General features: G+C 73.4%; 24 protein-coding genes and 2 pseudogenes. 19 read left to right on the top strand and 7 right to left on the bottom strand.

Going from position 1 to position 26,339, the window contains the following annotated elements; all coding sequences use genetic code 11:
* Window position 1 precedes the first annotated feature (1 nt).
* On the top strand, window positions 2-550 hold the full coding sequence (locus OG470_RS35835; protein ID WP_328419056.1) for a hypothetical protein: 549 nt from the start codon (window positions 2-4) through the stop codon (window positions 548-550).
* 22 nt (window positions 551-572) lie between these two features.
* Window positions 573-1,370, top strand: a complete 798-nt coding sequence (locus OG470_RS35830) for an alpha/beta fold hydrolase (RefSeq protein ID WP_328419055.1) — start codon at window positions 573-575, stop codon at window positions 1,368-1,370.
* Window positions 1,371-1,435: 65 nt separating this feature from the next.
* On the opposite strand, the gene OG470_RS35825 is transcribed toward OG470_RS35830, so the two are convergent.
* Window positions 1,436-2,182 (bottom strand): SDR family NAD(P)-dependent oxidoreductase, encoded by a 747-nt coding sequence (locus tag OG470_RS35825; RefSeq protein ID WP_328419054.1) that lies wholly within the window; start codon window positions 2,180-2,182, stop codon window positions 1,436-1,438.
* A gap of 192 nt (window positions 2,183-2,374) precedes the next feature.
* Between OG470_RS35825 and OG470_RS35820 the strand changes: the two genes are divergently transcribed.
* Entirely contained in the window at window positions 2,375-3,004 is a 630-nt protein-coding gene (locus tag OG470_RS35820; RefSeq protein WP_328419053.1) for an HAD-IA family hydrolase, read from the top strand.
* Window positions 3,005-3,074: 70 nt separating this feature from the next.
* Here OG470_RS35820 and OG470_RS35815 read toward each other — a convergent pair whose 3' ends face one another.
* Window positions 3,075-4,010 (bottom strand): phosphotransferase family protein, encoded by a 936-nt coding sequence (locus OG470_RS35815; protein WP_328419052.1) that lies wholly within the window; start codon window positions 4,008-4,010, stop codon window positions 3,075-3,077.
* Window positions 4,011-4,163: 153 nt separating this feature from the next.
* The gene (locus OG470_RS35810) at window positions 4,164-4,796 is read right to left on the bottom strand and encodes a Pr6Pr family membrane protein (protein ID WP_328419051.1); all 633 of its coding nucleotides are present in this window, start codon (window positions 4,794-4,796) and stop codon (window positions 4,164-4,166) included.
* Between the two features lie 56 nt (window positions 4,797-4,852).
* Here OG470_RS35810 and OG470_RS35805 point away from each other — a divergent pair, with 56 nt between their 5' ends.
* A complete protein-coding gene (locus OG470_RS35805) occupies window positions 4,853-5,785 on the top strand; it encodes a phosphatidylglycerol lysyltransferase domain-containing protein (RefSeq protein WP_328419050.1) in 933 nt (310 codons plus the stop codon).
* On the opposite strand, the gene OG470_RS35800 is transcribed toward OG470_RS35805, so the two are convergent.
* Window positions 5,670-6,965, bottom strand: a complete 1,296-nt coding sequence (locus OG470_RS35800; RefSeq protein ID WP_328419049.1) for a glycosyltransferase — start codon at window positions 6,963-6,965, stop codon at window positions 5,670-5,672. The genes OG470_RS35805 and OG470_RS35800 overlap by 116 nt on opposite strands.
* Window positions 6,966-7,199: 234 nt before the next feature.
* Between OG470_RS35800 and OG470_RS35795 the strand changes: the two genes are divergently transcribed.
* Window positions 7,200-8,342, top strand: a complete 1,143-nt coding sequence (locus OG470_RS35795) for a polysaccharide pyruvyl transferase family protein (protein WP_328419048.1) — start codon at window positions 7,200-7,202, stop codon at window positions 8,340-8,342.
* Between the two features lie 8 nt (window positions 8,343-8,350).
* Here the strand turns inward: OG470_RS35795 and OG470_RS35790 are convergent, their stop codons facing one another.
* Window positions 8,351-8,557, bottom strand: coding sequence for a hypothetical protein (locus OG470_RS35790; protein WP_328419047.1), 207 nt, complete (start codon window positions 8,555-8,557; stop codon window positions 8,351-8,353).
* Window positions 8,558-8,639: 82 nt separating this feature from the next.
* Between OG470_RS35790 and OG470_RS35785 the strand changes: the two genes are divergently transcribed.
* The 4 genes and pseudogenes from OG470_RS35785 to OG470_RS35775 all read left to right on the top strand — a co-directional run bounded on the left by OG470_RS35785 (window position 8,640) and on the right by OG470_RS35775 (window position 13,540).
* A complete protein-coding gene (locus tag OG470_RS35785) occupies window positions 8,640-9,161 on the top strand; it encodes a DinB family protein (RefSeq protein ID WP_328419046.1) in 522 nt (173 codons plus the stop codon).
* Window positions 9,162-9,254: 93 nt separating this feature from the next.
* A pseudogene (locus OG470_RS37460) lies at window positions 9,255-9,930 on the top strand (ATP-dependent helicase); the annotation flags it as partial.
* A 107-nt stretch (window positions 9,931-10,037) separates the two neighbouring features.
* Window positions 10,038-12,605, top strand: a pseudogene (locus tag OG470_RS35780) (SNF2-related protein); the annotation flags it as partial.
* Window positions 12,602-13,540 carry an SWIM zinc finger family protein gene (locus OG470_RS35775; protein WP_328419044.1) on the top strand — a complete coding sequence of 313 codons (939 nt, stop codon included), beginning with the start codon at window positions 12,602-12,604 and terminating at the stop codon, window positions 13,538-13,540. The pseudogene OG470_RS35780 and the gene OG470_RS35775, both read left to right, overlap by 4 nt.
* 4 nt (window positions 13,541-13,544) lie before the next feature.
* Here the strand turns inward: OG470_RS35775 and OG470_RS35770 are convergent, their stop codons facing one another.
* Window positions 13,545-13,802, bottom strand: coding sequence for a DUF3040 domain-containing protein (locus OG470_RS35770; RefSeq protein WP_074313327.1), 258 nt, complete (start codon window positions 13,800-13,802; stop codon window positions 13,545-13,547).
* 430 nt (window positions 13,803-14,232) lie between these two features.
* Here OG470_RS35770 and OG470_RS35765 point away from each other — a divergent pair, with 430 nt between their 5' ends.
* Genes OG470_RS35765 through OG470_RS35745 form a run of 5 tightly spaced genes read left to right on the top strand, consistent with a single transcriptional unit; the run spans window position 14,233 to window position 20,497 of the window.
* Window positions 14,233-16,323 (top strand): DUF1800 domain-containing protein, encoded by a 2,091-nt coding sequence (locus tag OG470_RS35765; protein ID WP_328419043.1) that lies wholly within the window; start codon window positions 14,233-14,235, stop codon window positions 16,321-16,323.
* A gap of 8 nt (window positions 16,324-16,331) precedes the next feature.
* A complete protein-coding gene (locus OG470_RS35760; RefSeq protein WP_328419042.1) occupies window positions 16,332-17,714 on the top strand; it encodes a DUF1501 domain-containing protein in 1,383 nt (460 codons plus the stop codon).
* Complete coding sequence (locus tag OG470_RS35755; protein ID WP_328419041.1) at window positions 17,711-19,129, top strand: ferredoxin reductase family protein; 1,419 nt, start codon at window positions 17,711-17,713, stop codon at window positions 19,127-19,129. The genes OG470_RS35760 and OG470_RS35755 overlap by 4 nt, the downstream gene beginning before the upstream one ends.
* A gap of 11 nt (window positions 19,130-19,140) precedes the next feature.
* Window positions 19,141-19,725, top strand: a complete 585-nt coding sequence (locus tag OG470_RS35750; RefSeq protein WP_328419040.1) for an FMN-binding protein — start codon at window positions 19,141-19,143, stop codon at window positions 19,723-19,725.
* A 49-nt stretch (window positions 19,726-19,774) separates the two neighbouring features.
* Entirely contained in the window at window positions 19,775-20,497 is a 723-nt protein-coding gene (locus OG470_RS35745; RefSeq protein WP_328426821.1) for an FAD:protein FMN transferase, read from the top strand.
* A gap of 263 nt (window positions 20,498-20,760) precedes the next feature.
* Here the strand turns inward: OG470_RS35745 and OG470_RS35740 are convergent, their stop codons facing one another.
* Window positions 20,761-21,432, bottom strand: coding sequence for a bifunctional DNA primase/polymerase (locus OG470_RS35740; RefSeq protein WP_328426819.1), 672 nt, complete (start codon window positions 21,430-21,432; stop codon window positions 20,761-20,763).
* A 249-nt stretch (window positions 21,433-21,681) separates the two neighbouring features.
* Between OG470_RS35740 and OG470_RS35735 the strand changes: the two genes are divergently transcribed.
* The 5 genes from OG470_RS35735 to OG470_RS35715 all read left to right on the top strand — a co-directional run bounded on the left by OG470_RS35735 (window position 21,682) and on the right by OG470_RS35715 (window position 26,321).
* Window positions 21,682-22,911 (top strand): helix-turn-helix domain-containing protein, encoded by a 1,230-nt coding sequence (locus tag OG470_RS35735; RefSeq protein ID WP_328419039.1) that lies wholly within the window; start codon window positions 21,682-21,684, stop codon window positions 22,909-22,911.
* 16 nt (window positions 22,912-22,927) lie between these two features.
* Window positions 22,928-23,500, top strand: a complete 573-nt coding sequence (locus tag OG470_RS35730) for a flavoprotein (protein WP_328419038.1) — start codon at window positions 22,928-22,930, stop codon at window positions 23,498-23,500.
* 129 nt (window positions 23,501-23,629) lie between these two features.
* A complete protein-coding gene (locus OG470_RS35725; protein WP_328426817.1) occupies window positions 23,630-24,466 on the top strand; it encodes a Nif3-like dinuclear metal center hexameric protein in 837 nt (278 codons plus the stop codon).
* Window positions 24,456-25,193: a zinc ribbon domain-containing protein gene (locus tag OG470_RS35720; protein ID WP_328419037.1), complete on the top strand. Its 738-nt coding sequence runs from the start codon at window positions 24,456-24,458 to the stop codon at window positions 25,191-25,193. Before OG470_RS35725 ends, OG470_RS35720 begins: the two co-directional genes overlap by 11 nt.
* A gap of 3 nt (window positions 25,194-25,196) precedes the next feature.
* The gene (locus tag OG470_RS35715) at window positions 25,197-26,321 is read left to right on the top strand and encodes a bifunctional RNase H/acid phosphatase (RefSeq protein ID WP_328419036.1); all 1,125 of its coding nucleotides are present in this window, start codon (window positions 25,197-25,199) and stop codon (window positions 26,319-26,321) included.
* The last annotated feature ends 18 nt before the right edge of the window (window positions 26,322-26,339 follow it).

The following is a 26,339-nucleotide window of genomic DNA, read 5'->3' as shown; positions in this document are numbered from 1 at the left end:
GGTGCAGGACACCGTCGCCGTCGCGCTGATCACCGCACTGTCCACGTTGGCCGCCGCAGCCCTGACCGGGTTGGTCGGCTCGTTCAGCACCCGTCGGCAACTGGCTCACCAGCTCACCGTCGCCCGCCAGGAGAACGCCGAGCGGCGGGCGACGCACCGGGACGAGCTGCGGCGGGAGGCGTACGTCGGGTTCCTGAGCGCCTGCGACCAGGCGTACCGCCGGTTGGACCGGCGGTGGGTCGAGGCCGGCGGGGACGAGCCGGCGCCCGGCTACGACGAGGCGTACGCGGCGATGCGCGCCGTGGACGAGGCGTACAACCTGGTGTTGCTGGAAGGCCCGGAGGAGGTCGCGTCGGCGGCCCGGTCGGTGCTGACCAGCGTCACCGCGGAGTACGCCGACCAGCGCCGGCTCGGTGGCGAGCCGGGCGACGCGACGGTGCCGCTGCGCGAGCGGCACCGGGAGCGCTGGCTGGCCGCGATCGAGGTACGGACGAATAGCCGGATTTCGTTCGTCGATGTCGTACGCCCGGTGTTGGATCGGGACGGGTGACGCCGACGAACGGGGGTGCCGGGTGAGCTACGCCGAGGTCAACGGGCTGCGGCTCTGGTACGAGTCGCACGGCGACGGCCAGCCGTTGGTGCTGCTGCACGGCGGCTACGGGTCGGTGGAGATGCTCGCCCCGATCGTGCCGGCGCTGAGCCAGCGGAGGCGGGTCGTGGCGGTCGACCTCCAGGGCCACGGGCGCACTGCCGACATCGACCGCCCGCTGCGCTACGAGTCGATGGCCGACGACATCGCCGCGCTGCTCGGGCACCTCGACCTGTCCTCGGCCGACGTGCTGGGCTACTCGCTGGGCGGCGGTGTCGCGCTGCGTACCGCCATCCAACATCCGGCGCTGGTGCGCCGGCTCGTGCTGGTCTCCACGCCGTGCAAACAGGCCGGCTGGTATCCGGAGGTGCTGGCCGCCATGGCCAGCCAGGACGAGCGGGTCGGCGAGCAGATGCGCGGCACGCCGCCGCACCAGCTCTACGAGCGGGTCGCCCCGCGCCCGCAGGACTGGCCGCAACTCTGGGCCAAGACCGGTGACCTGCTGCGCCGCGACTACGACTGGTCCGCCGAGGTGGCGCGGCTGGTCATCCCGACGTTGCTGGTTTTCGCCGACGCCGACTCGATCCCGACCAGTCATGTGGCGGAGTTCTTCGGGCTGCTCGGCGGCGGGCACCGCGACGCCGGTTGGGACGGCACAGACCGTCCGGCCGCCCGGCTGGCCGTGCTGCCCGGGCACACGCACTACGACATCGTCGGCGCTCCGGCCCTGCCGGCGGCGGTGCTGCCGTTCCTCACCCACCAGGTCGGCGCGCCCGCCTGACCCGCCCGCCACGGGAGATGGTTGAGTGCCGGGCGTGCCGGGGTGACCCGGCGCGCCCGGTGTCCTCAGCTGGTGAAGCCGCCGTCCACGTTGACCACCGCACCGGTCACGTAGCCGGCCTCCGGGCTGGCCAGGTGTGCGACGGTGGCCGCGATGTCGGCGGGGCGAGCGAAGCGGCCGACGGCGGTGAAGCCGGCGATGGCCGCCGCGTTCGGCCCGTCCGCCGGGTTGGCGTCGGTGTCCGTGGGCCCGGGGTTGACCAGGTTGACGGTGATGCCCCGGGGGCCCAGCTCGCGGGCCAGGCCCCGGGTCAGCCCGACCAGGGCGGTCTTGCTCATCGAGTAGAGCGCCAGCCCGGGAAAGACCGCCCGTTCACCGACGTTGCTGCCGATGCTGATGATCCGCCCGCCGTCGCCCAGGTGCCGCAGCGCCGCCTGTACGGCGACGTACGGCGCCCGGATATTGACGGCGATCGTCTGCTCCACCTCCGTCGTGCCGAGCTCGCCCATGGCGCCGACCAGGAACACCGCGGCGTTGTTCACCAGGATGTCCAGTCGGCCCAGCTCGGCGGCTGCCCGGTCGACCGCGTCCCGTACGGCGGTCGGGTCGGCGCCGTCGGCCTGGATGACCAGTGCCCGCCGGCCCAGTGCCTCGATCTGCTTCACCACGATCGCGGCCTGCTCCGCGTTCTGCCGGTAGGTCAGCGCCACGTCGGCCCCATCCTGTGCGAGGCGCAGTGCGATACCGGCCCCGATGCCCCGGGAACCCCCGGTCACCAGGGCGACCTTGCCGTCAAGTGTCATCGTCGTCATGCGAATGATCATGTCGCCGCGCCGACCCGCCGTCTGGCGGCCATCGGACGCCTCGCTCGCACCCCGAGGTCCGTTTTCCGCTACCTCGACGCCGTGTGGGCGGCTTCGCTGGTGACGTCGTCGAGGCCGGCCCGGTCGCCGGAATTTTCGCCCCATATCCTCGTGAGACGAGCTTATTGGAGGTGCGTGGTCGTGGATCTGTCCGGCATCGACGCGGTGCTGTTCGACATGGATGGCACCCTGGTCGACTCCGACGCCGCTGTCGAGCGGGCCTGGCGTACCTGGGCGGCCGAGTACGGCGTCGCCCCTGCGGCGGCGCTGGCGATCGCGCACGGCAGACCCGCCGACCAGACCATTCGCCGGCTACTGCCCTCGCTCGACGACGTCGCGGTCGCAGCGGCGGCGGCGCGGCAGTTGGCGTTGCAGTACGACGACCTGTCCGACGTGACGGCGACCCCCGGTGCCCACGACCTGCTGGTGGCACTTGCCCGGTTGGAGTTGCCGTGGGCGGTGGTGACCAGCGCCGACGCCCGGCTGGCCGAGGCCCGACTCGGCGCGGCCGGCATCGTTGCGCCCGTGCTGGTCACGGTGGAGGACGTCAGCGTGGGCAAGCCGGATCCGCAGGGCTACCTGCGGGCCGCCGAGCTGCTCGACGTGCCCGCGGCGCGATGCCTGGTCGTCGAGGACGCCGAGGTGGGACTGCGGGCAGGGCGCGCGGCCGGAGCGATGACCGCGGCGTTGAAGGGCCTCGACGGCGATCTGCGCCTCGACGACCTGGCGCAACTGGCACACCGGCTGGAGTCGGCCCCGGCGACACCCTGACCAGTCAGGTCGAGCACGTCAGCGACGGTCTCCACGACCCGGCGGCGCGACAACAGCCGGACGAGTCGGGTCAGGGGAGGCGCTGGGCCAGCCAGGGAAGCAGGGCGTCGGCCTGGGCCTGCTGGAACGCGCGGACGGTGGGGATGCCGAGCGGCGGTGGACGCCGGGCGCCGTCCGCGAAGAAGCCGGCCAACCCGGCGTAGAACCCGGTGATCGTGGCCGGGTCGACACCGGCGGTCAGCGGCAACCGGCGCAGCAGCGCCTCGGTGTCGTGCCCGCCGTGCAGCCGGACGTTGACCAGCAGCAACGCGGTGTCCAGCCAGGCCGGCCCTCGGCAGGCCCACGGCCAGTCGACCACGGTGACCGTGCCGGCAGCGTCGACCAGCAGGTTGTCGGCCCGTACGTCCACGTGGCAGAGCGTGTCACCGGTCAGCGCGGCGATCCCCTGGTCGGCGGCGGCGCGCAGTTGGTCCAGGTGCGCCCGAACCCACGGGTCCAGCCGATCCGGCGGCTCGGCGGCGATCCGGTGCCAGCCGGCGAAGTCCCAGGCCAGCCGCTCGGCGGCGGTCGGCACGTGCGCCACCGGGCTCGGGGTGAGTGCGACGGCCATCGCCTCCAGGGCCCTCAGCACGCGGGACAGCTCGTCGGTACGCCACGGCGTGGTCGGGTGCCGACCGTCCACATCGGAGAAGACCAGCGCCACCCACTCGCCGTCGTCGTGGCAGCCGAGCAGGCGGGGCGTCGGCGCCGAGACCGGCAGCGCTGCGGCGGTCCGGGCCTCCGCGCGGTGCATGACCGGGCTGTCCGGGTTCTGCGCCGGGCTGATCGCCTTGACGAACGCCCGCCGCCCGGTCGCGGTACGGACCCGATCGGCGGTGCCAGGCGAGTACCCGCCCGGCTGGGACACCGCCTCGACCACCCGATCACCGATGATCTCCTCCACCGTGGCCCGGACCCGCTCGGGCAGGTCCGTCCAACCGATCCGCGCAGTGATCCGCTCCGTCATCCCCCCACGGTGCGGCCCGCCCACCCCGCCAGACAACCCATTTCCCCGCCCACCCCACCCCACCCCACCCCTCCCGCCCGCGCCCGCCCCCCGCCCCGGTGATCATGGGGTTGGCGTGCCTCGCCGAGATCGAATCGCCCGTCAACCTCATGATCACCGAGGGGTGGGATCGGCCGGGGGTACGGGGGAAGGGGAGGGGGGAGGAGGAGGGCGGGTCAGGTGGACGGCGGTCAGGGCGATCAGGAGCAGGGTCAGGGCGAAGAGCAGGGCGTTGAGGACGACCGTGGGGTAGCCGAGTCGGGGCACGTCGAGGAACGGGTAGAGGTAGCGGTCCTCGTCCCCGCCGAGGGCGCCACGGACCAGGATCACCGTCAGCCACACCAACGGATAGCCGAGCAGGCTGACCGCGTACACCGGGCGCAGGGCCGCTCGGGGACGGCGGGCGAGCCACTCCGCGGCGGCCAGCGGCGGCGCCACCGCGTGCAGCAGCAGGTTGCCGGCATCCGAGACCGGCCCCCGGGCTTCGGTGGTCGCCACCATGGCGTAGCCGCTCCACGGGTTGGCCAGCACCAGCACGAAGACCAGCGCGGTGCCGACCAGGTAGACCGTGAGCGCGGTACGCAGCCGGTCGCCGCCGGCCAGCAGCGCCACCAGGTAGGCCAGGTTGACCTGCACGGTGAAGTAGAACAGCAGCTCGACGGGCTCGTCGCGCGCGGCGATCACGGAGAGCACCAGCCCGACGGCGACCACCACGGCGGCGCTCACCCGCAGGACCCGGCCGGACACGCGGCGGACGCTACCATCGCCGCATCGACGGACGCCACGACGAACAACTGCACCGGGTGCGGGCGATCCTGGCCGCCGACACCGACCGGGAGCCGGACTCGGCGCTCGCGCTGCTTGGCGACAAGCGGTTCCACTTCTCGCCGTCCGGGGCCAGCTTCCTGATGTACGGGGTGTGCGGCCGTTCGTGGATCGCGTTCGGCCCACCGGTCGGGTCGACCGCCGAGCGGTACGAACTGCTGGCCGACTTCTTCGTTACGGCCCGGAGGGCGGGCCGGCGCCCGGCGGTGTACCACGTCGGCGACCCGCTCCTGCCCGAGCTGCGCCGGCTGGGTCTCGCCGTGCACCCGGTGGGGGAGTCGGCGAGCGTGCCGCTGGCCGACTTCGCCCTGACCGGGCCGGAGCGTGGGGCGCTGCGCCGCAACTGGCGGCGGCTGGCCCGCCGCGACGACCTGTCGTTCGCCGTGCTGCCCGGCGCCGGCCTGCTCGACGAACTGCGCCCGGTCTCCGATGCCTGGCTGGCCGGGCGGCCGGACATGTCGTTCTCACTCGGCGGGTTCGTCCCCGACTACCTGGCCGAACTACCGGTCGCGGTGCTGCGGCAGCGGGCGCGGGTGGTGGCCTTCGCCGCGCTGTTGCCGACGCCGCACAGGTGGGGCGTGGACCTGCTGCGGTACCACCCGGACGCGCCACCCACGGCGATGGACCACCTCCTCGTCGAGGTCCTGCACGCGGCCCGGGACCGGGGCCTGGCCAGTGTCGAGCTGGGGTTGGCCCCGCTGTCCGGGCTGACCGGCGCGGACCCGCTGTGCCGGCTGGGCCGGGCGGTGTACGCGTACGGCGAGCGCTGGTACCGCTTCCGCGGGCTGCGCCGGTTCAAGGCGAAGTTCGCGCCGGTCTGGTCCCCGCGTCACCTCGCCGCGCCTCGGGGATGGCAGCTCCCGCTGGTGCTGGCCCAGGTGGGCCGGTTGTCGTCGCGTCCGCTGCGGTGACGGGCGGCAGCGTCGCGTACAACGCGGTCAGCTCGGCCAGGTAGCGCGGCCCGGACCAGGCCGCCACCGCCGCCCGGCCGTCCCGGACCACCGCCGCCCGCAGCTCCCGCTCGGTCAGCAGCCGGGTCAGCAACGCCCCGAACGCCGCCGCGGTGGGCTCGGCGACCGGCCGCGTGGTGCCGGTACCGGGCCGCTCGGCCAGCGCGGCGTCCACCATGGCCACCGGCAGTCCGTACGCCTCGGCCTCGCTGAGCACCAGGCCCTGGGTGTCGGTGCGGGAGGGGAACGCCAGCACGTCCGCCGCCCGGTAGTGCGCGCCGACCCGGTCGCGCGGCACCGGGCGCAGCAGGTGCAGTGCGTCGGCCACGCCGAGCCGGCGGGCCGTCCGGCGGACCGCGAGCCGGTGCCGCCCCGCCCCGAGCAGCACCAGCCGCGCCGCCGGCAGCTCGCGGCGGACCAGGGCGAACGCGCCCAGCAGCAGCTCCGGGTCCTTCTCCGGGGTGGCACGGCCCACCGCGAGCAGCACGGGCGCATCCGCCGCGATGCCCAGCCGGGCCCGCAGCCGCCGCCGGTCGTCGGCGTCGGCGCCCGGCGCGGCGACCGGGGTCGGCAGCACCACGATCGGGGTACGGCCGGCCATCGGGGCCATCAGCGCCGCGGTCTTCGCCGACGGGGCGATCAGCACGCTGGTGTGCGCCAGCAGGCACCGCCCGAGCGCGGCCAGCCGGGCCTGTCGGGCCGGCCCGGGGCGGGCCAGCGCCCACAGGTCCCGAGCCCGCCAGCGCAGGCCCAGCCGCAGGCCGGCGTACGCGGCGCCGATCGGCACCTCGGGATAGTGCGCCGCGTACGCCACCAGATCGGTGTGCCAGGTGAGCACGGCGGGTACGCCCCGCCCGGCGGCCCAGCGCAGCCCGGCGATGCCGAGCGGGCCGGTGGTGTGCACGTGCACCACGTCGACCGGCACGTCCGGTGGCCTGGGCGGCGCCAGTCGGTACGGCCGGGTCGGCACCGGCAGCGACGGCACCTCACCCTCCCGGCGGCGCCGCTGGGACAGCGGGCCGGGGCAGTGCAGGACGACCTGGTGGCCGGCGGCGCGCAGCAGCGCCACGGTCGTGCCGACCGAGGTGGCCACACCCTCCGGGTTGGCGAGATGGCTGTCGCTGACGTGGGCGATCCGCACCCCGCCATCATCGCCGGGTCGTGCTCGCCGGGCCGTCCCCTGGATCCAGAACATCGAGGTGGATCCGGCACACCGGGGACGCGGGCACGCACGACGGATGATTCAGCTCACCGAGGTGGAACTGTCCCGGTTCGGGGTCCGCGAGCCGCGACCGGCCGGGAGGGTCTCCCCGGCAGGACTGTTCACCTACCCAGCGGGAACCCGGCCCGGACCGCACCTGGGGAGGAGCGACGGATGACGCACGGCGCCGGACTGACCATCGGTGTGCTCGGCTCGTACGGTGGCCGAAACCTCGGCGACGAGGCGATCCTCACCGGCCTGCTCACCGATCTGCGCGAGCAGGAGCCGAATGCCCGGATCATCGTCTTCTCCCGCCACCCGGAGCACACCCGGGCCGCCCACCCCGACGTGGAGGCGGTGCCGTGGGAGGGCGTCAGCCGCACCGACTCCGCCCTGGTCCTGGCCCAGCTCGACCTGCTCATCCTGGGCGGTGGCGGAATCCTCTACGACCGGGAGGCCCGCCGCTACCTTCGGGTGGTCCGGGTCGCCCAGGAGCGCGGCCTGCCCCTGATCACGTACGCGGTGGGGGTCGGGCCGCTCAGCGACGGGGTGGACACCGGCATGGTCCGCGAAACGCTCTCCAGCGCGGTCCAGTTGACCGTTCGCGACCAGGAGTCCCGGATGGTGCTGGAGGAGGCCGGGCTGCTCAACCCGATCACGGTCACCGCCGACCCGGCGTTCCTGTTGCAGCCGGAGGACTTTCCGCCCCACCTGCTGGCCGAGGAGGGGGTGCCGGCCGGTAAGCGGCTGGTCGGGATCAGCGTGCGGGAGCCGGGACGGGCCGCCGAACGCCTCGACGTGGACGGCTACCACCGGCTGCTGGCCCAGATCGGTGACTTCCTGGTGCACCGGATCGACGCGTACGTGCTGTTCGTGCCGATGGAACGCGACGACATCCGGCACGCCCACGGGGTGCTGTCGCACATGGTCGCCGCCGACCGGGGACGGATCCTGCACGGCACCTACTCACCCGAGCAGGTGCTCGGGTTGATGCGCCACTTCGACCTGGCCGTCGGCATGCGCCTGCACTTCCTGATCTTCGCGGCGATGGTCGGCACACCGTTCCTGCCGCTGCCGTACGCCGGCAAGGTGTTCGACCTGGCCCAGCGGCTCGGCGTGCCGGCGCTGCGTGGCGTGGAGCGGGAGGTCGAGGGGCCGCTGCTGGCTGAGGTCGACCAGCTCTGGGACGAACGGGAGGAGCGCGCCGAGGCCACCGCCCGACGGGTGGCCGAGGTCTGCGAGCTGGCCCGGGGCACCTCCGAGGTCACCCGCGGTGTGCTGGACAGCCTGCGCAGCCACACCCTCACCCGGGCCTGAGCCGGCGGTCACACCGCCGGGCCGGTCCACCGGTAGCGCCACTCGCGGTCGTCCTCGCGGGCGGACTCCAACTCGTAGATCTGCGCCTCGGCCAGCCCACCGGACCCGAGGTGATGGTGGGTCAGTGGTGGACGGCCGTTGCTGTCCAACTCGACGGTGACGCTCTGCCCGTCCGCCGTGCCGCCGACGAGGAGGATCTGCACGGATGAAGCCATGCGCCCATCCTGCCCGTCGCGCGGCCACCTCGCAGCGGATAGCGGGGCAGCGGGACGGCAGGCGCGTGGCTAGGGTCGGCGAATGGCGGAGCCTTCCATCGATCCGACGCTCGGCCCGGTGCTCGCCCGCACCGGCGACGAGCGTGCCGTACTGGAATCGTTCCTCGACTTTCACCGTGGCGTGGTGCTGCGCAAGCTGCGCGGCCTGTCCGACGCCGAGGCCGCCCGCCGGATGGTGCCCTCGGTGACCACGGTCGCCGGGCTGGTCAAGCATCTGGCGTTGGTCGAGCGCAACTGGTTCCCGGCGCTGCTGGCTCCCGAGCCTGGCGACGTCTACCTGACCTCGGAGCAGGACGCGGTGCTGAGTTTCACGCTCGACGAGCAGGACACCGTCGACGGGCTCGCCGAGGCGTACGAGCGGGCCTGTGCCCGGTCCCGGGCGGTCGCCGCGCGGTTCGACCTCGATCACGTGGTGCCGCACCCGCAGCTCGGTGAGGTGTCGCTGCGCTGGATCCTGGTCCACCTGATCGAGGAGACCGCCCGGCACGCCGGGCACGCCGATATCCTGCGGGAGTTGACCGACGGCGAGACCGGCGCGTTCTGAGCTCACGCGGGCGGTACGCGTCGGCCGGTGGGTGCGGTCGTTGGCCCATCGGGGCCGCCTATCCTGGGCACGGGCGGCGACGAGGGGGAGCATGTGCTGGTCATCCACGGGCTGTGGTTGCCCGGTGACGGCTCGACCGCCGGCCTCGCTGTGTGGGCCGAGGACAGCGCCGCCCCGGCTGCCCCGCCGCGTCGCCCAGGCCGGGCGCCCCGGGAGCGCCCGCACCCCTTCGCCGCCGGGCACGCCGCGTTGGCCACCGCCCTCGCTGACGCCGCCGAGCCGGCCCGTCCGGACACCGTGTTGCTCACCCTGCCCACCAGGGCCGGCGCGCCGACTGACTCACCCGAGCTGATCCGGACCGCCGTCGCGCCGCCGGCCCGTGGCCGGCTCACCCTGGCCGGGTGGCGGGTCCCCGTGCTGGTGTACGCCCCGGACGACGCGCTGCCGCTGCTGCGTGCCCTGGACGACCTCCCGGCGGTGCCCGGGGCCACCCTGCGCCACCTCGCCGAGCTGGCCGACTTCGCCGCCGACCTGGTGGCCCGGGGCCGTGTCCTACCCGGCGTCAGCACGACGGTGGGCACCGCGATGTCGGGTGCTGGCGTGGCCGAGCCGCCGCGCCCACCGGCCGTTGGACGCGGAGCGCCGTCGGCGGACGCGGGCGCGCAGGTGACGGCGCTCGCCGTCTGGCGACCGCTGCTGACCGGCACCGACGCCGGCTGGGCGCGGTCGCTGGCGCTGGCCCTGCCGCCCGCCGCCCGAGCTGCTGTAACTGCGCCGGCCGCCACTGCTGCCGTTGCCACAGCACCGGCCGCTGCTGCCGCGCCGGACGGGATCGCGTCCACCGCGCCGCGCTCCGACGGCACCGAGCTGACGGCCGGCGTGCTGGTCGCGGACGCGCTCGACGCGCTGACCGACGCCGCCGCCCGCGCCGCACTCGCGACCACCACGCTGGCCCGAGGGCTGCGGCCGGGCGGCCCGGCGCCGGCCTGGCTGGCCGCGCTCGCCGGCCCCCGCCGCGACTTCACCGTCGACGCGGCGGCGCTGGCCACCCTCCGCAGCGAACTGGACGCCTGGCAGCGCGACGCCGCCGGGGGTCCGGTCCGGGCCAGCTTCCGCCTGGTGGAACCGGCCCCCGACGAGGTCACCGAACCGATCCTGGCCACCCGACCGCCGACGATCGGCCCCGCCGGCTCGGCGGGCACCGGGGCCGAGCAGGTCGCAACCGGCCCGGCCGACAGCGCCCTCTCCGACGGCGGCCCGGTCGTCGGCGAGCTGGCCGGCGGTGGGCGGTGGCGGCTGGAGTTCGGGTTGCAGGCGGCCGACGAGCCCAGCCTGCACGTCGACGCAGGGCAGGTCTGGCGAGCGCCGCAGACGCTCGGTGGCCTGGGCGGTCGTGCGGCCAGCCCGCAGGAGACCCTGCTCGCCGAGCTGGGCCGAGCCAGCCGGCTCTGGCCGGACCTGGACGCCGCGCTGCGGACCGCCGCGCCCGAGGCGATGGAGCTGGACGTCGAGGGAGCACACCGGTTCCTCAGCGAAGGCGCCCCGGTGCTGCACGCGGCCGGCTTCGGGGTGCTGCTGCCGTCCTGGTGGCAGCGCCGGTCGGCGCGGCTAGGCGCCCGGCTGCGCGCCCGCAGCCGGACCGCGCCCGGCACGGTGGCCGGCGCCGACGCAGGGGTCGGGCTGGACGCCCTGGTCGACTACCGCTGGGAGGTGGCACTCGGCGACCAGCCGCTGTCGGCCGAGGAGTTGGCCGCGCTGGCCGAGATGAAGACCCCGCTGGTGCGGCTGCGCGGCCGGTGGGTGGAGCTGGACCCGGGGCGGCTCGCCGCCGGGCTGCGCCTGCTCAAGTCAGCCGGCGAGCTGACCGTCGCCGACCTGCTCCGCCTCGGGCTGGCCGACGGCGCGGACACCGGTTCGCTGCCGGTGCTGGAGGTGACCGCCGACGGGGCGCTGGGCGACCTGCTCGCCGGTGCGGTCGAGCGTCGACTCACCCCGATGGACCCGCCGCCGGGCTTCCAGGGGACGCTGCGGCCGTACCAGCGACGGGGGTTGGCCTGGCTGGCCTTCCTGCGGTCGCTCGGCCTGGGCGGCGTGCTCGCCGACGACATGGGGTTGGGCAAGACCGTGCAGCTGCTCGCGCTGCTCGCCGGGGACCCGCCGGACGCCGGGCCCACCCTGCTGGTCTGTCCTATGTCGCTGGTCGGCAACTGGCAGCGGGAGGCGGCGCGGTTCACCCCGGGGTTGCGCGTGCACGTCCACCATGGGGCGGAGCGGGCCCGGGGGGCGGAGTTCACGGCGGCCGCGCACGGCGCGGACCTGGTCCTCACCACCTACTCGGTGGCCGCCCGCGACGCCGTCGACCTGGCCGGCATCGACTGGCACCGGGTGGTGGTGGACGAGGCGCAGGCGATCAAGAACGCGTCGACCCGGCAGGCCGAGGCGGTCCGCGCGCTGCCCGCCCGGCAGCGGGTGGCGGTCACCGGCACGCCGGTGGAGAACCGGCTCGCCGACCTCTGGTCGATCATGCAGTTCGCCAACCCCGGCCTGCTCGGCCCGGCCGCGACGTTCCGCAAGCGATTCGCCGAGCCGATCGAGCGCAACGGCGACGCCGAGGCCGCCGAGCGGCTGCGCCGGATCACCGGTCCGTTCGTGCTGCGCCGGCTCAAGACCGACTCCTCGATCATCTCCGACCTGCCGGAGAAGCTGGAGATGGAGGTGCTCTGCAACCTCACCGCCGAGCAGGCCGCCCTGTACCGGGTGGTGGTCGACGACATGCTCGCCAAGATCGAGTCCAGCGACGGCATCGAACGCCGAGGGCTGGTGCTGGCCACCATGACCCGGCTCAAGCAGGTCTGCAACCACCCGGCCCAACTGCTGCGTGACGGCTCGCCGCTGGACGGCCGCTCCGGCAAGTTGGCCCGGCTGACCGAGATCGTGGAGGAGGTGCTGGCGGCGGGGGAGCGAGCGCTGCTGTTCACGCAGTACACCGAGTTCGGCGCCATGCTGCGCGGTCACCTGTCCGCACGGTTCGGCCGGGAGGTGCTGTTCCTGCACGGTGGGCTCGGCAAGGCCGAGCGGGACGCCATGGTGCAGCGGTTCCAGTCGGCGGACGGGCCACCGCTGTTCGTGCTCTCCCTCAAGGCCGGCGGCACTGGTCTCACCCTGACCGCCGCCAACCACGTGGTGCACGTGGACCGGTGGTGGAACCCGGCGGTGGAGGACCAGGCCACCGACCGGGCGTTCCGGATCGGGCAGCACCGGCGGGTGCAGGTACGCAAGTTCGTCTGCGCCGGCACCGTGGAGGAGAAGGTGGCCGCACTGATCGCCGACAAGCGCAGCCTCGCCGAGCGGGTGGTCGGCACCGGCGAGCAGTGGATCACCGAGCTGTCCACCGGGCAACTGCGTGAGTTGTTCACCCTGGAGGCCGGGGCGGTGGTGGAGTGAGTCAGCCGTCCGGTGACCGGTTCGCCGACTACGGCCGTCCCCGGCGGGTCGACGGCGGCCTGCGGGCGCGCAGCGCCCGGGGCGCGATCGGCCAGTCCTGGTGGTCGCGGCGCTTTCTGGAGGTGCTGGAGTCGTTCGCGCTCGGCACCCGGCTGACCCGTGGCCGGTCGTACGCGCGGGCCGGGCAGGTGCTCAAGCTCGACATCGCACCCGGGCTGGTCAGCGCCGTGGTCCAGGGCTCCCGGCCGCAGCCGTACCAGGTCTCCATCGCGCTGGCGCCGTTCCCGGCCGGGCTCTGGTCCCGGATCGAGGAGGAGTTGGCCGGGCAGGCGTTCTTCAGCGCCCGACTACTCGCCGGGGACCTCCCCGACGAGTTGGAGGAGCTGTTCGTCGCCGCCGGTGCGCCGCTCTTCCCCACCGGAGTGGACGAGCTGACCCAGCGGTGCAGCTGCCCCGACTTCGCGGTGCCGTGCAAGCACCTCGCGGCCACCTTCTACCTGCTGGCCGAGGCGTTCGACGCGGACCCGTTCGAGCTGCTGCACTGGCGCGGCCGGGCTCGCGCGGAGCTGCTCGACCGGCTCCGGACCCGGCGGGCCGAGGCCACCGGCGCACCGGTGTCGCCCGGACCGGTCACCGCGTCGCCCGACCCGGACACGCAGTCCATTCCGGACGGAGGCGGGTCCGCGGTGGGCGTCGCCGCACCGCCGGCCGGCGCGGCCCGGGCGCTCGCCGGGCTGTCGGCCACCTCCCTGGCGGAGGCGGTGGACCGGTTCTGGCTGCCGCCGGTGCCGCTGCCCGATCGGCCACCCCGGCTGGCGACCGGGCCGGATCTGCTGCTGCGCCAGCTCGGCCCGCCGGCGCCGGCAATCGGCGGGCCGGGACTGCTCGAACGGCTGCGCCGGGCGTACCGGGCGCTCGGCCCGACCGACCGGTGAGCCGTCACGTCCAGCGGCGGCGGAACCGCCACATGATCGCGGCGTTGGCCACCAGTACCACCGCGCAGATCGCACCGGCCAGCCGGCCGGCGAACACGGTCATCGCCGGTAGCGACGCCCACAGCACGATGGTCAACAACATCAGGTAACGGCCCCTGCGGGCTCGGACCCGATGGTCCAGCCGGTTGAAGAAAGCCGGGTCACTCTCGCGGAGCTGACGGGTGATCTGGTCGAACCTGCGCTGATCCTCTTTGCTGAGCATGGCGCTGCCTTCCCCTCACGCGTTCAGCGGTTCGGCGGCATACCCGCTGTTGCGGCGGCTCACGCTCACCCGTTGCTGCTACTTTCCTCGGTCCCGAGGCAACCTCACGTACCGCTTATCCGGACCTTAAATTTCCCTGTGGTGGACAACGACGCTGAATGTGTCAAACACGGCGACGCGGTCCGATCCGTACCCGGCTGCCGTACGTCCGCGCTGCTGGGAAGGTCCGGGTTCGGCGCCGGTACGCGGCCCGCCGCCAACGCGGCGCTGAGCGGTGTCTTAAGTGCCCTCACGGGGGTCTTCCGCCCACCTTGAAGGCACCTGAGGCCTTGGTTACTTTGCCGTAGCAACCCCTCAGGCAACAGTCGCCGCACCTGCCGCACCTGCTCGGTCGCAGCTTTCGGCGCTCATCAGAAATCGGGATTGGTACATGGCCGACCAGAATGTGCCACCACGTCGACCGCGGGACGACCGCGGCTGGGACGGACGCCAGCACCACACCTCGGACGGGTACGGCGACCACAACCCGTCCGCGTCGTACGGGCACGACTCGCCCCACACCTACCAGGGCGGCTACCCGCAGGCCGACCCGCGCGAGCAGTACGCCGACGGGTACGCGCACGCCGGACACCCCGCTCCCGCCCCGCGTGGACCGCAGTGGGTCGGCCCGGAGGGTCTTGGCCGCCCGGCCCCGGCCCGGCCGGCCGGCACCGGACTGCCCACCTTGGACGATGACGACGAGCCGGGCCGCAAGGTCGGCCGGCGCAAGGCAATCGTGGCGCTCGGCGGCACCGCCGCCGTCGTCGCCGGTGGCGCGGCACTCGCCATGACCCCGCAGTTCCGCAGCCTGTTCGGTGACGAGGCGGCGGCCGACGCGACCGGCAGCACCGTCACCGACGGCACCGCGGCTCGGCCCAGCGGCCAGCAGCCCAGCACGGTGCGCACCTACACCGAGCAGAACGAGAGCTACATGGGCTCCCGCGCCGGCGAGGCGCTGAAGAAGAACTCGCCCACCGGTGGGCGCACCTTCTCCGGCCCGGCCGCGGCCGCGGCGGAGACCAAGGTGACCGTCAAGACGGTGCTGGCCAAGGACCCGATCCTGCACCTGGCCCGGCGGGCCACCTTCGGGGCGACGCCCGCGGTGGTCGCCGACATCAAAAAGCTGGGCATCGACGGCTGGATCCGCGCGCAACTGGACCCGGACAAGCTCGAACCGAGCAAGGCCGAGCTGAAGCTCGCCGAGCTGCCCACCCAGAAGCTCACCGTGCAGCAGCTGCGCGACCAGCGCGACACGCTCAACGACCAGGGCGCCCAGCCGGAGCGGGAGATGGTCGACGCCACCATCGCGCGGCAGATCTGGTCCAAGCGCCAGCTGTTCGAGGTGATGGTCGACTTCTGGAACGACTTCCTGCACGTCGCCGCCGACTTCGACGGCGGCGAGGTGTACCGCAACTCGTTCGACAAGGACGTCGTGCGGGCGCACGCGCTGGGCAGCTACCCGGAGATGCTGGTCGCCGCGAACAAGCACCCCGCGCTGCTGATCTACCTGAACCAGAAGGACTCCCGCAAGGACGCGATCAACGAGAACCTCGCCCGGGAGAACCTGGAGCTCTACTCGGTCGGCGTGGACGGCGGCTACAAGGAGCCGGACGTGCGCCAGGCAGCCCTGCTCCAGACCGGCCGCGGCGTCCAGGACGGCAAGTACGTCTTCAGGCCCGAGCAGCACTACGTCGGCAAGGTGAAGATCCTCACCTTCACGCACGCGAACAACTCGTCGGACCCGAAGAAGGCCGAAGCCGCGATCGACGCGTACATCACCTACATCGCGCTGCACCCGTCGACCGCGAAGTACGTGGCGCAGAGCCTGGCGACCCGGTTCGTCTCGGACACCCCGCCGAAGTCCCTGGTGGACCGGATGGCCAAGACGTACTCCACCAACAACGGCATGATCAAGCCGGTGTTGATGACGCTGTTCAGCTCCTCGGAGTTCTGGGCCGCGGTGGGGCAGAAGGTGCGCCGGCCGATGGAGTACCTGGCCGCCACGTACCGCACCCTGGGCGTCTCGCCGGACGCGTCGCCGAAGCACAACAACGGTGACAGCAAGCGCACCCCGTACGCCCGCGGCCTGCGGCAGATTCACGACAAGCTGCGCGAGCTGGGCCAGTACCCGATGGGCCAGCCCACCCCGGACGGCTACCCGGACGTCTACGTCGCCTGGACCTCGGCCGGCACCATGGTCAACGGCTGGAACGAGGCCGGTGAACTCCTCGCCGGCTACCGCACCGTCTTCACGTACACCGCGCCGGAGAAGCTGGTCGCCAAGCCACCGGCCACCGCCGGGGCGTACGTGGACGCGCTCGCCCAGCGGCTGGTGAACCAGAAGTTGACCGCCCGCGAGAAGAACCTGGTCCTCGGTGTGGCCGGTGTACCGGCGAACGCCAAGGTCGACGCCACGTTCAACGGGGCCATCACCGCCGTCGCGCGGGCGATCCTCGCTTCCCCCCAGCACCACCTCCGGTGAGGCACCCGATGGAGAAGACTGTGTACAACTCTTTCCCCCTGCACCCTGAATGCCCCGACCTGCGGCGGCTGGCCGACAACCCGGCCGAGGCGCTGCTGCGGGCGGAGGCCGACCTCGTCGCCGCCGAGAACGCCGCCGAGGCCGACCGCTACCGCACCCTGGAGGACCTGGAGGAGGCCCAGCAGGACGGTCGCGGTGTCACCCGGCGGACCTTCGTCGCCGGTGCCGCGGCCACCGCCACCGCGCTGGCCACCGCCCAGTTCGTCACCACCTCGGCGTCGTTCGCGGCGACCAAGACCGGCACCCTGATCCACGTCTTCCTCTACGGCGGGTTGGACGGGCTGAGCCTGGTCGCACCGGACGGCGACGCGGTGCTCGCCAAAGCCCGCCCCGACCTGCTGCTCGGCAACGACTCGCTGGCCCTGGGCCGCGGCTTCAAGCTGACCAGCGCGTTCAAGCCGCTGGAGCAGTGGCTCAAGGCTGGCCAGTTGGGCTTCATCCCGGCGGTCTCCGACGAGCGGCTGTCGCGCAGCCACTTCCAGGCCGCGGACGCCTGCAACCTGGGCGGGCTGCCGAACGAGACCGGCGGCCGGGGCTGGCTGGACGGCCTGGTCGACAACCTCGGCAAGGGCACCGCCTTCCGCAGCGTCGGCATCGGCAGCACGCTGCCCCGCTCGCTGGTCGGCAACAACGGCGCGCTCTCGCTGAACAACGTCGGCTCGCTGCGGCTCAACGGCGACGAGCGGTTCCGGGCCGCCACCGAGAAGGCGATCAAGGGGCTCTTCACCGGGATCAACCACCCGGTCGAGGAGGCCGTGCAGGAGGGCATGGGCGCGCTGGCCACGGCGCAGAAGCTCGCCGCCAAGCCGTACCAGCCGGCCGCGGGGGTCACGTACGAGGGCGTCGGCAACGCGTTCAAGCAGCTCGCCCAGCTGATCAAGGGTGGCGCCAACGTACGGGTCGCCACCGTCGGCATGGGTGGCTACGACACCCACGAGAACCAGGGCACCCGCGAGGGCGGCCAACTGCACCGCCGGCTGAACGAGCTGGCCAGCGCCATGGCCGCGTTCTTCACCGACCTCGGCCCGCAGGCCGCCGACGTGACGATCATGGTGTCCAGCGAGTTCGGGCGCCGGGTCGGCTCCAACGGCGGCGGCACCGACCACGGGCACGGCGGGGTGGTCACCCTGCTGTCCGGCAAGAAGCTGGCCGGCTCGCTGCTCGGCACCTGGAACGGCCTGGACAAGCTGGACTCCGGTGACGTGCCCGAGTACAACAACATGTTCAACGTCTACGGCGCGGTCGCGCAGGGCCGGTTCGGGCTCACCAACGCGGAGGTGGACAAGGTCTTCCCCCGCCAGAAGTACGCCCCGATGAAGCTGTACGCGTGACGCATTCGCACACCCACGCCGCCGGCCGCCGCACCGGGACCTCGTCCCGGCACGGCGGCCGGACGGCTGAGCCCGTACCCCCGCCGATCCCGGACCGGCGCGGACCCGGCGGCCGGCGGCTGCTGGCCGTGCTGCTCCTGGTCGGCCTGCTCGCCAGCGTGCTGCCGTGGTGGCTGGGCACCCCCGCCGGCTCGTTGAAGACCACCGCGGCCACCGTGACCGCGGCCGGCCGGATCACCGGCCTGGTCGCCGGCTACCTGCTGCTGGTGCAGGTGCTGATGATGAGCCGGCTGCCGGTGCTGGAGCGGTGGATCGGCGGCGAACAACTGGCCCGCTGGCACCGCGACGTCGGTGCGACCCTGCTGGTCGCCGTGCTGGCGCACATGTCGCTGATCCTGGTCGGCTACGCGGACCTGCGTAACCACTCCGTGTTCGCCGAGGTCGGCGTACTGCTCGACGACTACGAGGACATGGTCTCGGCGTTCGTCGCCACCGGCATCATGATGCTGGTCGGGTTCAGCAGCGTGCGGGCGATCCGCCGGGCGTTGCCCTACGAGCTGTGGCACCTGCTGCACTGGTCCAGCTATCTGATCCTGCTGCTCGGCTTCGGGCACCAGTTCAGCCACGGTGCGCAGCTGTACAAGCCCGGGCCGGTGCGCACCGGCTGGATCGCCCTCTACGTGCTGGTGGTCGCCGCCCTGCTCTGGGGTCGGGTGATCGCGCCGCTGGCGTTCAACCTGCGGTACCGGCTGCGGGTCGCCGACGTGGTCGCGGAGAGCCCGGACACCATCTCCATCTACCTCACCGGTGAGCGGCTGGGCCGGCTGGCGATGCTCGGCGGGCAGTACTTCCGCTGGCGCTTCCTCACCCGGGGCTGCTGGTGGCAGTCGCACCCGTTCTCCGTCTCCGCTGCGGCCAACGGCCGCTGGCTGCGCCTCACCGTCAAGGTGGTCGGCTCGCACACCGCCGACCTGCGCGACCTGGACCCGGGCACCCGGGTCTGGGCGCAGGGCCCGTCGGGCACCTTCACGGCGGCGCACCGGATCGGCGACCGGGCGCTGCTGATCGCCGGCGGCAGCGGCATCACCCCGATCCGGGCCATGCTGGAGGAGTTGCCGCCGGGCGCCGCGCTGATCTACCGGGCCCGCACCCCGGCCGACGTGCTGCTCAGCCATGAGCTGGACTGGCTGGCCCAGGCCCGGGACACCTCGGTCTGGTACGTCATCGGCTCCCGCGACGACCCCGGCCCCCGCCAGTTGATGAGCCCGGACGGGCTGCGGCAACTGGTGCCCGACGTGGCCCGGCGCGACGTCTACCTGTGCGGGCCGCCCGGGCTGGTCGAGCAGTCGGTGCGCGCGTTGCGCCGGGCCGGCGTCCCCCGCCGGCAGATCCACCTGGCCACCTTCGAGTTGTAGGAAGGCATCCCATGCGTCGCGCGTTCCTCGCGATCACCGGTCTGGCCGCCAGCACCACCGCGCTGGTGGTGCTCAAGGGCTCGCCGGGCACCTCCCAGGTCGCCCAGGACCTGCCTGTCGGCCAGTCGGTCAACCCCACCCCGCAGGGTGTCGACCCGAGCGCCGCCCCGGTGGGCGTCGCACCGACGCCGTCGGTGGCTCCCAACGCGCCGTCGTCGCCCAAGCCGAGCAAGAGCACCGCCCGCCCGTCCGGCACCCGCACCACCGCGAAGGCCCCCACCGCACCGCGGACCACCACCAAGGCGCCGCAGCCGACCACCCGCCGGGTCACCGGGCCGGGCGTGGACAACGAGTACGGGTACGTGCAGGTGCAGATCGTGGTCTCCGGCACCCGGATCATCGAGGCCATCTCGCTGTCGCTGCCCAGCGGGGGCGAGTCCGACATCCACAGCGGTGACGTCCGGGACAGGTACAACGGCACCGGTGGCGAGGTGGTGCAGAAGCAGAGCGCCAACCTCAACACCGTCTCCGGTGCCACCGAGACCAGCAACTCCTACAAGCAGTCGCTGCGAGGCGCGATCGAGGAGGCGTTCTGACGTGCCGGCGACGATGACCCGACCCGGGCTGTGCCAGGTCGAGCAGATCATGGGTACGGCCATCACCCTGGACCTCGCCGACGACCTGCCACCGGCGCGGCTGCGCGAGCTGGCCGACCAGGTCTTCGCCTGGATGCGCGAGGTGGACGCGCGGTTCAGCACGTACCGGACGGACAGCGAGGTGTGCCGCTTCGACCGGGGCGAGGTGCTGCTCTCCGAGGCGTCGGCGGACCTGCGGTTCGTGTTGGAGGCCTGCGCCGACCTGTGGGGCGCCACCGATGGGTTCTTCGACGCGTACGCCACCGGCCGGCTCGACCCGTCCGGGTTCGTCAAGGGCTGGGCGGCACAGGTCGCCTCGGACCGGCTGCTCGCCGCCGGCGCGGCGAACCACTGCGTGAACGCCGGCGGTGACGTGCGGGTACGCGGCTTCTCCCCGTCCGGCGAGCCGTGGCGGATCGGCATTCGGCACCCCTGGGACCCGATGGCGGCCTGCCTGGTGCTGGCCGGGACCGATCTGGCCGTGGCCACGTCCGGGGTCTATGAGCGGGGTCGACACGTGCTGGACCCGCGCCGGGGCGCGCCGGCCGGTGGGCTGCGATCCGTCACCGTGGTCGGCACCGACCTCGGGGTGTCCGACGCCTACGCCACCGCGGCGCTTGCCATGGGGGTCGCCGGGATCGGCTGGCTGGACCGTCTTCCCGACCACACCCACGCCGTCATCACCGACGACGCCCGCCAGTTCGTCTCCGCCGGCATGCCCCGCACGGACTAGCGGAGCGGGCGGTGGGTGCCAGCGGGACGGGAACCGGTGGGGCGGGGACGGCCGGGGCGCGAGCCGGACGGGCGGGTGCCGGCCCACCGGTGTCGTGGGTGGCTGCGCCGGGGCGGTTCGGTGCCGCCGGGATGAGGCGCTCGGTCGTCCGTGGACATCGTTCCCCCGTTCGTGGCGCGCGTTCGCGCCGTCTCACTGTCAACGAGGACCGACGCCTCGGCGACGCTGTCGGCCACCGGATGGAATCGCCCACCGGGGCCGGTTCACATGCCGCGCCGTGGCAGCGGCAGGTGACCAGGGAGCAGGTCGGGGGCGAGGGTCACCCCGGTGGCGCGCAGCGCCTCGATCAGCGTGTTCTGCACGAGGTAGGAATCCGGAAGCTGCCAGCGGGCCTGCTCCGGGGCGACCGCCCAGCGCACCGTCCCCTCTGGCAGCCGGGTGGGCGGTGCCGGGATCCACGACCCCGGCCCGTGCCGGACCACGTGGAAGCAGTGCTCCAGCTCCGGCCGGAGCGGATCGCCGGGGCGGACCAGGAACATCCACCGCCCGGTGGGGGTGACCAGCACCGGTCCGCGTACGCCGGTGCCGGCCGGATGGGTCTGCACCGCGTCGAGCACGAGCTGGCCGAGGTGGGCGGGCACCTCCAGCACGTCGAAGGCCCGACCGGTCGGCAGCAGCACGCCGTGTGGGCGGGCCCGCCACCAGTTGGCCACCCGGGCCGGGTCGGCGCTGGCCGCCAGCTCCCAGTTCTCCAGGGCGGGATGGCAGCCCACGGTGGGGCAGCCGGCCCGGCCGCACACGAACCGGCTGCGGGCCAGACAGGCCCCCGGGGTGACCTCCCACCCGTGCGCGGCGTACCGCACGGCGACCCGGCGCAGCCGGACTCTTTCCAGCGGCGACAGTTCGGCGACGCGCGGTGCGACGTTCCCCCACATGTTTGCCATCTCCCCTCGTCGGGCCCGGCGAACGCCAGGTCGCATGTCGAGCGCCGTCACTGCCGTAACCCACGATCGTTGAGGTTGACGAAACGGCTCGTGCAACTTGCACGAAAAGTACGAGGACTGGCTGTATGGCTGACGCACTAGCTGTGCGACCAGGCAAAACCTGAACATGGATGACTTTCGCCACGCCCGCGGACATCGCCCGGGCCTGATTGGCCGGGGCGGCAGGGGAGGGATGGGGAGATGGACGAGCTACCCGTAGGGCGGCGAGTGGCCTACTGGCGGGGGCGACGCAAGATGTCGCAGCAGGTCTTCGCGGACCGGTTGGGCAAGTCGAAGAGCTGGGTGGACAAGGTCGAGCGGGGCGTCCGTCGGTTGGACAAGTTCTCGGTCCTCTACGAGATCGCCGACATCCTCCAGGTGGACGTGCAGCTGCTGATGGGCAAGGACCCGGAGCGGCGTACCGATGCGCTGAACTGCATCGACCAGGTCGAGGTGCAGGAGATCCGGGCGGCGCTGGAGCGGTACGACTCGATGAGCGCGTACTTCGACGCGGCGCCGTACCCGCCGCCGCTGGACGACATGCGCAAGGCCGTCAACCACGCCTGGCTCACCTACCAGTACGGCCGCTACGGGATGCTCACCCGCGCGCTGCCGAAGCTGCTGCGCGACGCCCAGGCGGCCGACGCCAGCTACGGCGGGGAGCAGGCCGCTGAGGCGGCACACCTGCTCGGGCAGGTCTACCAGATCGCCTCCTCGGTGCTGCGCAAGCTCGGCGAGTGCGAGCTGGCCTGGCTGGCCGCGGACCGGTCGATGGCGGTGGCCCAGCGGGCCGATGACCAACTGCTGGCCGGCATCGCCACCACCCGCGTGTGCAACGCCCTGGTCGCGATGGGCCGGGCCCGCCCGGCGCTGGAGCTGAACGTCAACATCGCCAACCGGCTCGCGCCCGGAGGTGGCAACGACGCCTCCCCGGCGCGGCTCTCCGTCTACGGCATGCTGCTGCTCCAGGGCGCCATGGCCGCTTCCCGGATCGGTGACTCGGCCACCGTCGACGACCTGATCAACGGCGCCGAGGAGGCTGCCACCCTGCTCGGCGGCGACCAGAACCACTACTGGACCTCGTTCGGCCCGACCAACGTCGAGCTGCACCGGGCCGCCGCCGCGGTGGAGCTGGGCGACGGGGGTCGGGCGGTGGAGGTGCATCAGTTGCGCATCGTGGAGCCCTCCTTCAACGCGTTGCTGCCCGAACGTCGCGCGCACCACCTGCTCGACATCGCCCGCGGTTTCGCCCAGATGGGCGACGTGGCGAACGCCGGCGAGATGCTGCTGCGCGGCGACCGGCTCGCTCCGTCGGAGATCCGCTGCCGGCCGATCGCGCACGAGGTGATGTCGGACATCCTGCGTCGCACACGTGGTGCGCCGCCTTCTCCGGTAGCGGAGTTGGCTGAGCACATGGGAGTAGGGGTATGAGCGTGGAGCCGGTTTGATGGCCGGTTCACCGCACATCAGCGGGCACCGCGAAGTGCTCTATGTCATCGCCTGCGGTTCGCCGCTGGCCCGGCACGTCGGGCGCCTGGTCGACCTGGCCCAGCAGGATGGTTGGGAGGTGTGCGTGGTCGTCACACCGGACGGCGCCAAGTTCGTCGACAGGCCCGCCCTGGCCCGGCAGACCGGCCACCCGGTGCGGACGCACTACAAGAACCCCGGTGATCCGGACGTGCTGCCGCCCGCCGACGCGATGATCGTCTGCCCCGCCACCGTGAACACGGTCAACAAGTGGGCGGCCGGGATCGCCGACACGTTGGCGCTCGGGCTGCTGGTCGAGGCGCAGGGCAAGGGCCTTCCGATCGTGGCGGTGCCGTACACCAACGCCGCGATGGCCGCCCACCCGGCGTTCCGGGCCGGCATCGCCCGGCTGGCCGAGTGGGGCGTCACGGTGCTCTTCGGTGATCACGTGGTCGCCCTGCATCCGCCGGGTACCGGCGAGCAGTACCTGCACGCGTTCCCCTGGTCGATGCCGCTGACCACGCTGCGCGCCATCTCCTGGAGCGCCGCCTAGCGGTCAGACCGCCCGCCCGGCCCGCCACCCGACCGGCGCGGCCGGGCCGGGCGTCGCCGCCCGATGGCCTCCGCGCCGGTAAGCTGGCCCGCCGTGAGCGTATGCGGATCCACCCCCACGGTGACCGACGTGGTGGCCGAGCTGGAACGGCGCTACCCGCCGGTCTGGGCGGAGGAGTGGGACCGGGTGGGCCTGGTGCTCGGTGAGCCGTCCGCCCCGGTCCGTCGGGTGCTCTGCGTGGTCGATGTGGTGCCGGAGACGGTCGCCGAGGCGCTGGCCGCCGGCGTCGACATGATCGTTGCGCACCACCCGCTGCTGCTGCGCGGGGTCTCCTCGGTCGCCCCGACGACGTTCAAGGGGCGGATCATCCACCAGCTGATCCGGGCTGGGGTGGCGCTCTACGTGGCGCACACCAACGCCGACGTGGCGTCCCCGGGGGTCTCGGACGCCCTCGCCGCCCGGTTCGGGCTGACCGGCCTGCGGCCGCTGCAGCGGCCCGCGCCCGGGTCGCCCGCGCACGGCGACGACCGGGGCATCGGTCGGATCGGCGAGCTGCCCCGTCCGATGACGCTCGCCGAGCTGACCCGGCACGCCGCCGCCGTGCTCCCCGTCACGTCCTGGGGAGTTCGCGCCGCGGGGGATCCCGGGCGTATGGTTCGTACCCTCGCCGTCAGCGGCGGGTCGGGGGACAGTTTCCTCGGCGCCGCGACCGCCGCCGGGGTGGACGCGTTCCTCACCGCCGATCTGCGGCACCACCCGGCAAGCGAGCACCTCGCCGCCGACGGTCCCGCCCTGATCGACGCCGCCCACTGGGCGACCGAACGACCGTGGCTGGACGATCTGGCAGCCCTCCTGCGGGAGGCGCCGGGCGTCGAGACGCTGGTGTCCGACCTGGATACCGACCCGTGGACCGTACACGCCGCCGCACCCGCTGTGGACGACAAGGAGCCCGACCGTGAAGGCTGACCCCCAGGTGCAGCGCCGCCTGCTCGACCTCCAGGCGATCGACACCAACCTCGCCCAGCTCGCCCACCGCCGGCGTTCGCTGCCGGAGCGGGCCGAGCTGGAGGCGCAGGCCCGGGAGCTGTCGTCGCTGGAGGACGAGCGGGTCCGCGCCCAGGTGGCGGTCGACGACCTGGACCGGGACATCGCCCGGTTGGAGAAGGACGTCGAGCAGGTTCGGGCCCGCAAGGAGAAGGACCAGAACCGGCTGGCCGCGGGCACCGGCCCGGCCCGGGAGCTGGAGGCGCTCCAGCACGAGCTGGTCTCGCTGAACCGGCGCCAGGGCGACCTGGAGGACGCCGAGCTGGAGCTGATGGAGCAGCGGGAGACCGCGCAAAGCGTGCTGGACGGCGTGGAGCAGCGGCTGGCCGACACCCGGGAGAAGCGGGCCGCCACCGAGAAGCGCCGGGACGACGCGCTGGCCGAGATCGCCAAGGAGGAGGAGTTCAAGCGGGGGGCCCGTCAGCCGCTCGCCGACGACCTCCCAGGCGAACTGATCACCCTCTACGACAAGATCCGCCAGGACACCGGCCTGGGCGCGGCGCTGCTCACGGCGGGCCGCTGCGGCGGCTGCCGGTTGGAGCTCTCCGGCGCCGACCTGGCCCGGATCCGCAAGACCGCCCCGGACGACGTGGTCCGCTGCGAGGACTGCCGACGGATCATGGTCCGCACCAACGAGTCGGGTCTGTAGGTCGTGGCGCCGCGCGTGGTCGTCGTCGAGGCCGACGGCGGGTCCCGGGGCAACCCGGGTCCGGCCGGCTACGGCGCGGTGGTGCGTGACGCGGAGACCAACGAGGTGCTCGCCGAACGGTCCGAGTCGCTCGGTACGGCGACCAACAACGTCGCCGAGTACCAGGGGCTGATCGCCGGGCTGACGGCCGCCGCCGAGCTGGGTGCCGCCGAGGTGGACGTCCGGATGGACTCCAAGCTGGTGGTCGAGCAGATGTGCGGCCGGTGGCAGATCAAGCATCCCGGTCTGCGACCGCTCGCCGCCCAGGCGGCCGGGCTGGTGGGCCGGTTCGCCGCGGTCCGGTTCGCCTGGATCCCGCGCGAGCAGAACCGGCACGCCGACGCGCTGGCCAACGCCGCGATGGACGCCGCCGCCGGCCGGCCCGCGGTGGCAACCGCCGCCCCGGTCGCCGGCAGCGACCCGGCGACCGCACCGGCCTCCTGGGAGCCGCGACCGAGCTTCACCGCCACCCGGCTGATCCTGGTCCGGCACGGCGAGACCGCGTACACCGAGCAGCGGCGCTACTCCGGCCGCGGCGACGTGCCGCTCTCCGAGCGCGGCCGGGCCCAGGCCGGGGCCACCGCCGCCCGGGTGGCCGCGCTGGCCCCGTCCGTCGCGGCCGTGCTCAGCTCACCGCTGTCCCGGTGTACGCAGACCGCGGCGGCGATCGCCGGGGCGCTCGGTGACGTGCCGGTCCGCACCGAGGACGACCTGATCGAGTGCGACTTCGGGGACTGGGAGGGGCGCACCTTCGCCGAGGTGCGCCAGCAGTGGCCGGGGGAGATGGACGCCTGGCTCGCCTCCCCCCGGATCGCCCCGCCGGGTGGCGAGTCGTTCACCCACGTGGCCGAGCGCTGTCACCGGGTCATCGCCGGGCTGCTCCAGGCGTACCCCGCTGAGACCGTGGTGGTCGTCTCGCACGTCTCGCCGATCAAGCTGATGCTGCGCGATGCGCTCGCGGCCGGCGACGGTTTCCTGCACCGGCTCTTCCTGGACGCGGCCGGCATCTCGGTGCTCGACATGTGGCCCGACGGCGGCGTCGCGGTGCGCACGGTCAACGACACCGCACACCTCGCCACGATCGACTAATTCCCACCTGTCGGGAGG

This window comes from Micromonospora sp. NBC_00389, assembly GCF_036059255.1.
GTDB lineage: Bacteria > Actinomycetota > Actinomycetes > Mycobacteriales > Micromonosporaceae > Micromonospora.
Note: the sequence above shows the minus strand (reverse complement) of the source record. Positions and strands in the feature narration are given on the sequence as shown.

What these genes read in the sequence shown, in the direction of transcription:
- OG470_RS35825 (WP_328419054.1), bottom strand. Translation starts at nt 2,182, where the DNA reads ATGACGACGATGACACTTGACGGCAAGGTCGCCCTGGTGACCGGGGGT.
- OG470_RS35815 (WP_328419052.1), bottom strand. Translation starts at nt 4,010, where the DNA reads ATGACGGAGCGGATCACTGCGCGGATCGGTTGGACGGACCTGCCCGAG.
- OG470_RS35795 (WP_328419048.1), top strand. Translation starts at nt 7,200, where the DNA reads ATGACGCACGGCGCCGGACTGACCATCGGTGTGCTCGGCTCGTACGGT.
- OG470_RS35790 (WP_328419047.1), bottom strand. Translation starts at nt 8,557, where the DNA reads ATGGCTTCATCCGTGCAGATCCTCCTCGTCGGCGGCACGGCGGACGGG.
- OG470_RS35785 (WP_328419046.1), top strand. Translation starts at nt 8,640, where the DNA reads ATGGCGGAGCCTTCCATCGATCCGACGCTCGGCCCGGTGCTCGCCCGC.
- OG470_RS35770 (WP_074313327.1), bottom strand. Translation starts at nt 13,802, where the DNA reads ATGCTCAGCAAAGAGGATCAGCGCAGGTTCGACCAGATCACCCGTCAG.
- OG470_RS35765 (WP_328419043.1), top strand. Translation starts at nt 14,233, where the DNA reads ATGGCCGACCAGAATGTGCCACCACGTCGACCGCGGGACGACCGCGGC.
- OG470_RS35760 (WP_328419042.1), top strand. Translation starts at nt 16,332, where the DNA reads ATGGAGAAGACTGTGTACAACTCTTTCCCCCTGCACCCTGAATGCCCC.
- OG470_RS35750 (WP_328419040.1), top strand. Translation starts at nt 19,141, where the DNA reads ATGCGTCGCGCGTTCCTCGCGATCACCGGTCTGGCCGCCAGCACCACC.
- OG470_RS35745 (WP_328426821.1), top strand. Translation starts at nt 19,775, where the DNA reads ATGGGTACGGCCATCACCCTGGACCTCGCCGACGACCTGCCACCGGCG.
- OG470_RS35740 (WP_328426819.1), bottom strand. Translation starts at nt 21,432, where the DNA reads ATGTGGGGGAACGTCGCACCGCGCGTCGCCGAACTGTCGCCGCTGGAA.
- OG470_RS35735 (WP_328419039.1), top strand. Translation starts at nt 21,682, where the DNA reads ATGGACGAGCTACCCGTAGGGCGGCGAGTGGCCTACTGGCGGGGGCGA.
- OG470_RS35730 (WP_328419038.1), top strand. Translation starts at nt 22,928, where the DNA reads ATGGCCGGTTCACCGCACATCAGCGGGCACCGCGAAGTGCTCTATGTC.